This window comes from Butyrivibrio sp. AD3002 (assembly GCF_000420905.1).
In the GTDB taxonomy this organism is placed as follows: domain Bacteria; phylum Bacillota; class Clostridia; order Lachnospirales; family Lachnospiraceae; genus Butyrivibrio.
The window spans coordinates 66265-78589 of sequence record NZ_ATVV01000015.1; the positions used below are offsets into that span (position 1 = coordinate 66265).

Below are 12325 nucleotides of genomic sequence, written 5' to 3' on the forward strand. Positions count from 1 at the left end.
AAAACCGCAGGGCAGCAACCAACAACGGCTCGATTATACAGAAAGAGGTGTATGAATGGATTTCGATACATTCAAAGAGGACCTTGCCAAAGCGGTGAAGGACAGACTCGAGTTGATCTTCGATAGGAAGTATTCAGTTCCGGCTCCGGTAAGACGAGATTTTTTATCAAGCCTAACCTTCTTCAGATGCACTCATCCTATGTAGTAACAGATCCCAAGGGACGTGCGGCACGTTCCGTAATGAAAAGTTACGGCACAGCGGTCGCCTGATTGAAAACTTAATAGTTATAAATCAGTTCGCTGGAGAACTGAACACACGATATGTCGAATGATAGGGTAACGCCTTGAAAGGCATCCTTAATCCTCCGACTTGCACCAAGGCTAGTAGAAGCCAAAGTGTAAGAAGCTCGGTGAAGTCGGCAGAAGTTGACCTAAACTCACGAAATCTCAAAAGTAGTGTTGGTACAAAAGTGGCCAGAGCCCGCCCGCATGAAAGAGAGAGTAAGGGGCATGGGATGCGATATGCCGGAGGTCTATAAGATAACAAGCAGTGGAGGGAAGGCCTCTAGTCATGCAAATATACGCAAATCAAATCGAAATGGTATAGGTTCGAGTAAGACTAAGAGATATGTTCACTCCGTATGGAGGACATAGACTATGCCGAAGAAACCCAAGCTGCGATACAACGAGTATTACAACATGCAAGGCGTGTTTGATTCACTGTATGCAGCAAGCAAAAACGGTAACAACTTTTACAAGTTGATTGAGATTATAGGCTCAGAAGAAAACATCCGTCTACGATGATGCTAGATCTGCAGCTAAGGAATTAGCAAAATACCAGATTGCAAAGTGCGGAACTTCAGGATTCCTTACAGGGCTTGGTGGTATCATTACTCTTCCGGTAGCAATACCTGCCAATGTTGGTAGTGTCCTTTATGTGCAATTAAGGATGATTGCAGCAATAGCCCAAATGGGAGGATTTGACATTCGCTCAGATCAGGTTCAAACAATGGCATACGCATGTCTGACAGGTACAGCTGTGGCAGATATAATTAAGCAAACAGGTATAAAAATCGGAGAGAAAATATCTGAAGCAGCCATAGCAAAAATACCGGGAAAGGTTCTAACTGCTATAAACCAAAAAGTTGGCTTTAGGATGATAACGAAATTTGGAAGTAAAGGAGCAGTTAATCTTGTTGAATTAATCCCTGTAGCAGGTGGCGTTATTGGTGGAACAATTGACGTTGCTTCAACAAAGATCATAGCAGAGAATGCCATAACTATCTTCATTGATAAAGAAGTCCCGGAAGAACGGAAGTCTATGGGAGAACAGGTTGGTGAAGCGGCGAAAACCATAAAAGATACTGTTGCGCCTATGGCTGAAAAAGGTGCGGATAAGCTAGGAAGAGCTACAGCGTTCCTGGGTGAAAAAGCAAAACCGATTGCTAATAATTCCATTTCCGGACTTGTTGCAGCAAAAGACAAGGTTTCAGGAGGTATAACAAATCTTTCATCTACACTTAAATCTAAACGTGATGAAATACAAGCGGATAGATCACGAGTAAAAATGACAGTTCAAGAGGTTATTCCCGATAAGATTAATCCGGGCATGCTTTGCCATGTTATTACAGCTCCAAAGAAAATACTTTTGAGTTGGGATTACTTTGTTGATGATCATGGAAATCATTACCTAATTGATGATGCAGTAGATTCCCCTTCACATGATAAGAAGAATGCAATTGTTTACTATGTTGAGTTTAAAGATCAAAGTATTTCCTTTCCGAAGGGGACAATACTGTTTGCGGGAGAAGATAAATGGAGAAAATCGCTTCCGGACAGTGATATAGCAAGTGTTTCACTTTACGTAGCGAACATATCATTAAGCGAAATGGTATGTGATAACAGGACTATCTCACCGGAGACTGCAGAAGTAACAGTTAACTTGGGAAAAGAAGGTGGACTTTCAGTTGATAGGAAGGAAACTGCAGGCACTACTCTTAAATATGACCTAGGAAAGAAAAACGTCAAAAAGGTTTTTGAGGAATTAAAAAATTGTATTTCCGCTGGGGATAGCCGACCATTTGAGCCGGATGATACTTTATCTAGGCTTTTGGTTTTACGTTTTGATAATGGTGAAGAGGTGGAATATGAAGAGGTGAGAGGTCCTGAGAATGGTCCATCTACAAAGGATGTGATTTCAAACTTGCTAAAGGCTCAGGGGCTAAATATAGAAGTGTAGTAGTCGATATTGGTGAGAATGAAAGGAGATAAGAATCATGGCAAAACGGTTAACTGCATAGAGAGACCGGATGTGAGACAGGTGGCACTCAGGCAGCTGCGGGCTCTGACTATGATAGGCAGATAACGGAAGGATTAGACCAGGACAGACGCAGTAAACATGGCAATTTATGGATGCTTGTCTTATAAATTGCCGGATGATAAAATTATAGGCAACACAGAAAGACAGGGTTAATATGAAAACGGTTTTTGACGAATATAATGAAAACAAGGATGCCATAGCAAATGTTCTTCATGAAGTGGAACAGGAAAAGATGCAGCTAGATATAGAAGTGGGAACTACCATCAATTGTCAGGGCGTGATTGTGGATGTTACCTATGGAGATAAGCATTCAGTTTTCCCACCGCAGGAACTTCTAAAGGACAGAATTTTTACTCATAATCATCCCACCGGAAGATGTTTTTCCAGGCAGGATATAAAGAGTGCAGTATTGGACGGATTGCTTGAGTGCAGGGTTTCTACACCGCAGGGCACGTATTTTTCATTAAAGAGAAAAAGTGATGCAGCTGTGAGCCTGTCATTCATAAATAATGCGTGGAACGCAACAGGTTCTGATGCACTTAGCAACAGGATCATGGAATTGATAAAGTCAGGTGAGATTTTTCCTACAGACCTTACCTGGGACGTAAGAGCCAGAATTGAAAATGATATGATGATCGCATTTCTCAGGGAACATGCATCAGAATATGGATTCATCTATTCTGAAGGAGGTATTTGATATGAGCGGATTTGACGACAGAAGCTTTGATATTGGAGCTGATTTTTATAACAAGCTGGCAAAACAGTATGCAGACCATGGGATATCAGATGAAGAGTTCATGCGTATCAGTAAGGAAATGGGCAACATCATCGAACTTTGTTCAAATGGTGATATTACCGAAGCGGAGTGCAATGAGAGGCTGGATAAGCTTTGCCCCGGCGTCCCAGTTCATGCATGATGTGTCAATTTCATAAGTCTGTGATGTCAGAGGATTCCGAGAATTATTCGGAGTCCTCTTTTTTGATGCCTTGGATCTCTTTATGTGGGGATTGAAATGATGATATCTTTGGAATAGATGTGGCAATATCACAAATCCTGATAAAGTATCACATAATGGGGAATCTTTTTCTGTGTCATAAAAAGTACAATAAAAATGTTCCGGAATAAAGCAATTTTTATAAGAGACTATTTTCATGAAGGGGGAGTGCGATGGGCAGAAAAAGTATTGTTAGGCAACAATGTTGTTATCGGTGCGGGAAGCGTTGTTACAAAAAATCTTCCGAATAATGTTATCGCTGTGGGGAATCCATGCAGGATAGTCAGGGAAATCACTGAAGATGACAGGGATTATTATTTCAAAGACAGAAAATTTGATGTGGATGACTATAAGTGATTCGTATGAAAACAATTACCAATTGGATAAGAAAAACACCAATATTAAAGAGTTCTTCGATGTTATTGATTGGTAAAACAAGGCGCTGTTTAGCAGTACTAATTGCTGTTAAGCGGCGTCTCTTTTTGATATATTAGAAATAGTTTGTTGGAAATAGTTAAAGGTAACCGATTGGGAGATAAAGCGTCTCAAAGAGCAGAGCTTTGAAAAGAAAGAACGGATCGTAGAAGTAAATGGGGAAGAGAAGGAAATAAGCCTATGATGAACGTGATTCCTCCGAAAAGGAGGAACATTACAGAAGTAAGAAAAACAGAAAACGCTGTATTTCTGCATTCGGAATATGGCGTGCTGCGGGTAATGCCTCAGGTGGGCGGTATCGTCCGGATTTCTTTTTCGGAGGACGATACCTTTGCAGGAGAGCAGGGTAGTTTTTTTCAGGATTTTGCAGGTAGCCTCCCTTTTATCGTTACAGAGAGCGGGGATGAGATTGGGATCTGTACGGCGGAAGGCACCGTCACAGTAAGCAGAGCCGGCGGTGCAGTAACCTTTCTGGATTCCATGGGACGGAGCCTTCTTCGGGAAGCGCAGGATTTGCCCAGAGAACTGGAAAAGATCACGCTGTATCGCACGATCCCCACGAAGGACCTGCAGGTAGAAGAGATCCAGACCGCCGATGGGGTTAAAAAGAAGGTGAAGGCGGTGGAAAAGGAAGCCTATGGGGAGGCTTACCGCACCCGGACGTATTTCTCCTTTGCAGAGTCTGAAAGGCTATTTGGTCTCGGACAGGGCGAACACGGAGAATGGGATCTCAGGCATGTATCCTATTATGTCCATCAGGGGAACCGGAAGATCGGTATGCCTCTTTTGGTATCCACAGGCGGATACGGTATCCTGCTGAGCACGGAATCGCCGGCACTGTTTTCGGAGAACCATGGAAAAGCCTTTCTGCAGACGGAGGCAGACGCCTATCTGGATTATTATTTCCTCTTTGGAGAGGATCTGTTTCAGGTGGTAAAAAACTATCGGAGGCTTACGGGAAAGGCATCTATGCTGCCACTGTGGGCCTATGGATATATGCAGTCCAAGGAGAGGTACGAAAGCCAGGAACAGATCCTGGATACGGCGGGAGAATTCCGGAACCGGAAGATCGGAGTGGACACTTTGATCCTGGACTGGCTTAGCTGGGAGGATGGACAGTGGGGACAAAAAAGCTTTGACCCCGTGCGATTCCCGGATCCTGCCGGCATGGTGGAGCGTCTTCATGAGCAGGGCATACACTTTATGATGTCCATTTGGCCCAATATGAGCCCTAATACAGAGAATAACCGGGAGTTTCGGGAGCGGGGAATGCTTCTGCACGGAACCGATATTTACAATGCGTTTTCCGAAGAAGCCAGAAAGCTGTACTGGGAGCAGGTAGTAAGAGGGCTGGCACCTGCAGGCGTGGATGCCTGGTGGTGCGATTCCAGCGAGCCGATCTCTCCGGAATGGGAACACATCATGGAACCCTCCGACGGAGAAAAATACGTAGCCTTCAAAGAGGATGCTGCGGCGATCATGCCACTGGAAAAAGCTAATGCCTACGGAAGATACCATGCTATGACCATTTGGGAAGGGATGCGCAGCACCTATCCCGACAAACGAGTGGTAAACCTGACCCGAAGCGGCTGGGCAGGAAGCCAGAAATACGGTACCATCCTGTGGTCCGGTGACACAGCGGCTTCCTGGGAGTGCCTGAGGCAGCAGATCCGGTGCGGTCTGCAGATGGCAGCAAGCGGCATGCCCTACTGGACCATGGATACCGGCGCTTTTTTTGTCAAAGAAGGACCCTTCTGGTACTGGAAGGGGAAGTATCCGCAAGGGATCGATGATGCATACAAAAAACTGTATGTGCGCTGGCTGGAATGGGCGGCGTATCTGCCGATCTTTCGTGCCCATGGCACCGATGTGGAACGGGAACCCTGGGCCTTTGGAGATAAAGGAGATCCGGTGTACGAAGCGATCTGCGAGACCATTCGTGGTCGCTATCGCTTGATCCCCTATCTGTATTCCGTCGGCGCTGCCACCTCCATGGAGGATGGTATGATCATACGGCCACTGTTCTTCGACTTTCCGGAGGATGAACGGGTGTCCGAAATCTGGGATCAGTATATGCTGGGAGATAGCCTTATGATCTGCCCTGTTACAGGAGAAGACGACCAGCGGAGCATCTATCTGCCGAAGGGCTGCGGCTGGTATGAGATGCAAACGGAACAGTATTACAACGGAGGCCAAAGGATTGAGCTTTCCTGCGAGCTGGCGCGCATTCCGGTGTTTGTAAAAGAGGGATCGCTGATCCCTGCAAAAGAGGCTGCCGTCTGCACAAACGCCCAGAAGAATACGGTAACGGAGGTGATCGTTTATCCAGGAAGAGATGCCACCTTCCGCCTGTATGAAGATGCCGGAGACGGATACGGCTATAAACAGGGACAGTACTGCATTACCCAATTAAAATGGGATGATCGGAAAAAAGAATTCACTACCGAAACCACCGGAGATGAGCGCTTCCGGGTTGGAGAGATCCGGTACCGGGTGGTCGGATAAGGAAAACGAGTGAGGTGTGCAATGAAGAGTGATGATTATTCCATATCAAAAAATACTATAAATATGATGGATGCAGCTATTTCTAATCTCAAAGATGGACATGTGTCGGACCGGATTCTCTAAATTGACAGTGGTGTGGTAACAATAGGTAATAGTTGAAATCAGGGCATTCTAGATTTATAATTACATATATATAAACTATTACAATAACTATGTAAAGAATTATATAGGTGTAATTATGATGATTGAGAAAGAATTAGAAAATGCATTTGGTTTATCTTTTGCAATATCTGAGAAGACTGAAAAGAATGGTCTGCCAAGATACCTGACTACGGGCAGAACCATATATACAGCGCAACATGAACAGTTTTCTTTTTTCATAGTAAAGCTTCAATCTGCAATTGACAGCAGAATACTTTATAAAGAAAAGATGCTATACGAAGATAAACTTGGTGTACCGGTCGCATTCTGGTTTGAGACTCTTACAAAGAATAACAGGAATGCATACGTAAAGCATCACATTCCTTTCATAATGGTTCCGACTCAGATTTATTTGCCGTTTTTAGGAATACTTTTCAGTAGGAAGTTTTCAGGGAACCAAGGAAACAGCTTACTAAAGCTAACATCAAATGCTCAGATGATTCTTCTTTATCTGGCGTATAATGTAAAAGCTGATTTTACAAAAAAAGAGTTGTCTGAAAGGTTGGGGCTCAATCCTGTTTACGTAACAAGGAGCACAAAAGAACTTGTCTCCAGGGGATTTATCGAAGAGAAAAGAAATGGGCGTAGTGTCGAAGTGGGACGAGTGATTGATTCAAAAGAACTGTTTGAGCTCGCAAGCGCTTCTTTTACCAGTCCTGTCAGTGATGTTATCTATGTGAGAAAAACAGAAGATGTTACAAGACTTCCTAAGGCTTCTGATTATGCATTGTCTGAAATCAGTATGATAAACCCACCGGAAATAAGTGTATATGCATGTTTTAAGAAAGATAGGATTGTAGATGGTTTTGAAATCGTTGATGGACCGGAATGGGAAAATCCTTCTGCGATATGCAAGGTCGAATTGTGGAATTATGATCCGCTGAAGCTATGCGATAACGGAATAGTGGACAAGTTATCCCTTTATTACTCGTTGAAGGATACAAAAGATCCCAGGGTCCAGAGAGAAATAGAAAATGTTTTGGAGGAGATTAAGTGGCAGTAATAGGTTTAGATGAATTTGCCAGGTATTTTGCCGGTTATGAGGACTGCTATACAAGGATTACAAATAGGCTCATTATATGAGAATAAGCTTAATATTCAAAGATTTGCGCGCATGCTGGAGTCTCCGACGCAAAGTTATAAGTTTTATTGGTTGGAGGCAATTTTAACATTGTTGCCGGAAAATGATGAATTATCATTTCGAGATGGCTTATGAGCTGCAAAATGGAATAAAAGTCTCGCTGTATAGAGAACGAAAAAAGTGATTATGTGGGGATCTGAATTTGGGCGTTATTAATAATTTCAAGAAGAAAGAAAAATACCAAAAGGTATACTGCCTTGCTTTGGCAGTAGTGTATCTTGCTCTGTTCTCAGTAGGAATTCTGATATCTATTAAATCTATTGATCTATCCAAAAATCAGAAGGAAGGCTCCAGACTAATAGGCGCAAGCTATATGACCATGAACAATGAATTTTTCAGGATAATTCATGAGCAGGTCAGAGTTAGAGTTGAGGCCGAGGGTGACAAAGTGATATTGCGTGATCCCGGTATGAATGTGAAGAGACAGAAGGAACAGATAAGGGAGATGCTGAAAATGGGCATTGATGCTCTGATCCTAACTCCGGTGGACCCGGACGGCCTTGTGGATGTGCTGATCGAAGCCAGGGCAAAAGGCGTATTTGTAATTGTTGTGGATTCAAATGTAAGTACGGAGAATCTTATCAACTGCACTATTGTTTCGGACAATTACAATGCGGGGTGTCTTGACGGAGAATATATGTTACAGACGCAAAAAAGCGGCAAAATTGTGGTCATGACTCACACCAGTGCAGTATCCGGAAGGCAGCGTGTGGCAGGTTTTCTGAATACAGTTTCAAGGAATCCTGACTATACGGTGGAGTGCCAGATTGATTGCAACGGTCAGTATGAAAAGGCACTTCAACGGATGAGCGAATACCTTAAGGGAGGACATGATTTTGACACGGTATTTTGCTTAAACGACCCTGCTGCTGAAGGCGTAGTGGCAGCCCTTCAGGAAAAGGGGCTGTCAGGGAGCGTTAACGTATACGCTGTGGATGCTTCCCCTGATGCCAAGGCCCTGATATCTGCCGGAATGATGAAGGCTTCGGTGGTGCAGTTTCCCACGAAAATAGGTGAGAAAGCAGCAGATGTTCTATACGACCTGATTGCAGGTAATGAGATAGAAAAAAGTATCACGGTGCCAGTCGATATCGTGACACAGGATAACATCAGTCAATTTGAAAAAGACAGATGGCAGTAACCATAAAACAAATAGCAACAAGACAAAATGCATTAGAATAATAAATTACAATAAAGCAATATGAAGAACACAGATGGCAATAACACAATAATAGAAAAAGATTACAGACTTCCGGATCTGTTGGTGAATCTCATGATGCACCTTAATTTCTGGATGCTGCTGTTTATAGTATTTATCATGTATCATGCCCTTTGGGGATACGTTCATGAAGGCTCTGCGCTGTCATTTCTCATGAATTCCAGGCATATTCCTGCGCGTCCTTTTGAGTCGATACTTTCATCGGGACTTCTTTATGCATGTCTGCTGTTGCTGCTCACAACGGAGACAGACCCGGGGATACATTTTTTATTGAAACTCATAGCAGAGACAATAATCGTTATTGTACTATCAGGAATTATGAGCTTTTGCTACATGGGTATGTTCCTCATGATAATCGCCAATCTGATAAGGCGTCCCATTGGCAGATGGAACCGAAACATAACCTTTGTGCTGGTTGGAGTATGTTATTTTTTGCTGGAGAGTCAGATACTATCCATCTGGATTCCGGTAACAGATTTTTCGGATTACCTGAATTACTACGGAAGCGATTATGCGAAAATATTCCAGGGGATAATAAATGTTGGAAGGCTTTTTAATGTATTTCTGTTCATGTGCTATATGTTCCTCATCGTCAGAATTCAGATGAGTGAAAATGAACGCATCTTGTCACTGAACGAACAGCTAAGGGATGCAAATGCCAAGCTTGAGGAGTACTCCGAAAAGTCGGCACTTATGGCACAGACTAGTGAGAGAAACCGCCTGGCCAGAGAGATTCACGATACGATAGGGCATTCACTTACAGGAATTGTAACAGGAATAGAAGCTTGCATCATGCTGTTCGACACTAACAGAGAGCTTGTAAAGGAACAGCTAATGGCTATCTCAGAGGTCGCTCACCGAGGGATGGAGGATGTACGCAGATCGGTGAGAGCCTTAAAACCCGATGGCCTTGAAAGCATGCCCCTTGATCTTGCGATTGAGCAGATGATAGATGAAATGCGCAGGTCCACCGGTATTCGTTTTCACTATAACTGCGTTGTGGATTTGAGGGATGCTTTTGGCGAAGATGAAGCGGAAGCACTCTATAGAACCGTTCAGGAAGGGATCACTAATTCTGTAAGGCACGGAAAACCTCAGGATATCTGGATCATGATAAACAAGATTGATGATGTGATCAACATTATCATAAGGGATAATGGCTGCGGATGTCCGGATCTTAATAAGGGCTTTGGACTTAGCCATATGGAGGAGCGTTTGCAGATGCTCGACGGAAAATTATATTGTGATGGAAATAACGGATTTTTGCTTCGCGCAGAGATACCGATTCGCTGGGGAACGGAGGTAAACTGGAACCATGATCAAAATACTGATAGCTGATGATCAGGAGCTGATGCGTCAGAGTCTTAAAATGATACTGGGAGGAGTTGAAGATTTTGAGGTAACCGATGCTGTATCAAACGGAACGGACGTCATAAGGAGCATCAGAGAAAATAAGCCCGATGTGATCCTGATGGACGTGCGCATGCCCAAGATGGATGGGGTTGTGTGCACCAGGATAATCAAGGAAAACGAACCTGATATCAAAATAATAATACTTACAACTTTTGACGATGATGAATATGTCTTCAATGCGATTAAAAACGGAGCCAGCGGATATCTGTTAAAGGGCGTTTCCTTTGAGGAGCTCATTGAAGCAATCAGAAAAGTCCACAGCGGCATGGCTATTATGAATGATGATATCACCAATAAAGTACTAAAGCTCTTTTCAGAGATGGCTAAATCAAAGGACTCAGTTGAGGTTGACGAGCAGAGTATAAATGAGATAAAGGAAAACGAATGGGCTATCATCGAAGGCATTGTTGAAGGTCTGTCAAATAAGGAGATTGCTACAAAGCTCAATTTCTCCGAAGGAACAATAAGGAATAACCTCAGCAATATATTAAATAAGCTGGGGCTTAAGAACAGAACTCAGCTTGCAATCTGGGCTGTGCAGTCAGATGCAATGAGCAGGATGAACAATAAAAACAACGAACGGAATTAAAAGATGACAGAGCGTGATAATAAAAAAATTAAATATTGGCTCTCCCTTTTTATTCTGATAATTGTTATCTTCCTTACAACGGACTGGTGGAGATCGATTCCTTTTCATCAAAAAAATGTTTTGACGGTGGGCGTTTTTTCGGACAGCTACTGGAACCAGCAAAACGGAAATCAGCACAAATTCATAGACAGCGTGATTGAAAAATATGAGGAACAAAATCCTAATATAAAGGTTGTTTATGAAAAGGGAATCCTGAAGGATGACTATTCTGAGTGGCTGGCAGAGCAGATAATACAGGGGACTGCACCGGATGTTTTTATTGTTATTCCCGAAGATTTCAATATGCTTCGCGACATAGGGGCACTTAAAAATCTGGATAGAATGATACAAAAAGACGAAGACTTTGATGCCGGAGCTTTTTATGAGGCTGCATATTCAGCCGGAGAAGCTGATGGCGTAAGGTATTCACTTCCAGTGGAATGTGCACCGGACCTGATGTTTGTAAATCGTACAATCCTGCAAAATGAAGGAATAGAACTGCCTTCCTCAAAGTGGACCTGGGAAGATTTCTACGACATATGTAGAAAGGTCACTAAGGACACAGACGGCAACGGAACGATCGATCAGGTAGGCGTAGCTGATTATTCCTGGGAGGAGGCATTTGCCTCAAACAACGTGACTTTATTCAACAAGGAGGGAACGGAGAGCAACTTTACTGATGAGAAAGTGTACAATGCACTTATGTTCCTTGACCAGTTGGATGTTCTGTACTCAGGAAGCGGTAGTGCCGACATATCTTTTGAGCACGGTAATGTCGCCTTTTGGCCCATGAATTTTTCAAGCTACAGAACATATTTGAACAATCCCGTTCATGCAAGCCGATATGCGGATTTTGACTGGGATTATCTTACAATGCCGGCAGGGCCTGATGGTCATAATGCATCTATTCTTGATCTGATATCAATTGCCATGTATTCGGGAACTCCAATGCAGAATGAAGCCTGGGAATTTATGAAGCTGCTCACCTGTGATGAAGATATTCAGGCAGGGATATTTGAGTTCTCTGAAGGAATATCCGTATGCAGGGATGTGACGGAGGCTGAACTTGTAAAGGAAAATGAGATGCTCCCCGGAATGGATGAGAGTCCCAATATAGAGACCTTGGAATATACCATGCAGAATGCTATTTTTACCCACAGATTTTCAGGGTTTAATGAAGCTGTTAATGCGGTGGATACGGGAGTTAGTGAGTTACTCAAAAGTGATGCAAATATCCGCATGGAGCAGGTTATCCAGGCCAGAAGCATCAACAATTTTCTCAAAACCATTCATAACTAAAAACGGCAAATGTGATTTTTGCAAGTGACATTTGTCATTAAAAAATATGATATTTGTTTACAAATAGTAATGACGTTTGGTACTTATACCGGCGTCATTTTTTTTATATTCTAAAGCAGTCAAATACAAAGAACCGGGCTGAAAAGAAAAAAGATTTACATAAAGGTAT

General features: G+C 43.0%; 8 protein-coding genes and 4 pseudogenes. All 12 read left to right on the forward strand.

Features of this window, described 5'->3' with window-relative positions; genetic code table 11:
* Nucleotides 1-138: 138 nt before the first annotated feature.
* Nucleotides 139-222: pseudogene (locus G596_RS26085) on the forward strand (type IV secretory system conjugative DNA transfer family protein); the annotation flags it as partial.
* A 435-nt stretch (nucleotides 223-657) separates the two neighbouring features.
* A pseudogene (locus tag G596_RS24430) lies at nucleotides 658-798 on the forward strand (reverse transcriptase domain-containing protein); the annotation flags it as partial.
* A 25-nt stretch (nucleotides 799-823) separates the two neighbouring features.
* A pseudogene (locus G596_RS24435) lies at nucleotides 824-2239 on the forward strand (EcsC family protein); the annotation flags it as partial.
* 235 nt (nucleotides 2240-2474) lie between these two features.
* Nucleotides 2475-3017 (forward strand): hypothetical protein, encoded by a 543-nt coding sequence (locus G596_RS0111675; protein WP_022762026.1) that lies wholly within the window; start codon nucleotides 2475-2477, stop codon nucleotides 3015-3017.
* 1 nt (nucleotide 3018) lies between these two features.
* Entirely contained in the window at nucleotides 3019-3237 is a 219-nt protein-coding gene (locus G596_RS0111680) for a hypothetical protein (RefSeq protein WP_022762027.1), read from the forward strand.
* A 264-nt stretch (nucleotides 3238-3501) separates the two neighbouring features.
* A pseudogene (locus G596_RS0111685) lies at nucleotides 3502-3672 on the forward strand (sugar O-acetyltransferase); the annotation flags it as partial.
* A 258-nt stretch (nucleotides 3673-3930) separates the two neighbouring features.
* Entirely contained in the window at nucleotides 3931-6255 is a 2325-nt protein-coding gene (locus G596_RS21930; RefSeq protein ID WP_022762029.1) for a glycoside hydrolase family 31 protein, read from the forward strand.
* 238 nt (nucleotides 6256-6493) lie between these two features.
* Nucleotides 6494-7459 carry a MarR family transcriptional regulator gene (locus tag G596_RS0111700; protein ID WP_081646732.1) on the forward strand — a complete coding sequence of 322 codons (966 nt, stop codon included), beginning with the start codon at nucleotides 6494-6496 and terminating at the stop codon, nucleotides 7457-7459.
* Nucleotides 7460-7808: 349 nt separating this feature from the next.
* Complete coding sequence (locus tag G596_RS0111710; RefSeq protein WP_242829187.1) at nucleotides 7809-8738, forward strand: substrate-binding domain-containing protein; 930 nt, start codon at nucleotides 7809-7811, stop codon at nucleotides 8736-8738.
* A 60-nt stretch (nucleotides 8739-8798) separates the two neighbouring features.
* Nucleotides 8799-10154, forward strand: coding sequence for a sensor histidine kinase (locus G596_RS25545; RefSeq protein ID WP_022762034.1), 1356 nt, complete (start codon nucleotides 8799-8801; stop codon nucleotides 10152-10154).
* Nucleotides 10132-10818 carry a response regulator transcription factor gene (locus G596_RS0111720; protein WP_022762035.1) on the forward strand — a complete coding sequence of 229 codons (687 nt, stop codon included), beginning with the start codon at nucleotides 10132-10134 and terminating at the stop codon, nucleotides 10816-10818. Before G596_RS25545 ends, G596_RS0111720 begins: the two co-directional genes overlap by 23 nt.
* Nucleotides 10819-10821: 3 nt before the next feature.
* Entirely contained in the window at nucleotides 10822-12156 is a 1335-nt protein-coding gene (locus G596_RS0111725; protein ID WP_022762036.1) for an ABC transporter substrate-binding protein, read from the forward strand.
* Nucleotides 12157-12325 lie beyond the last annotated feature (169 nt).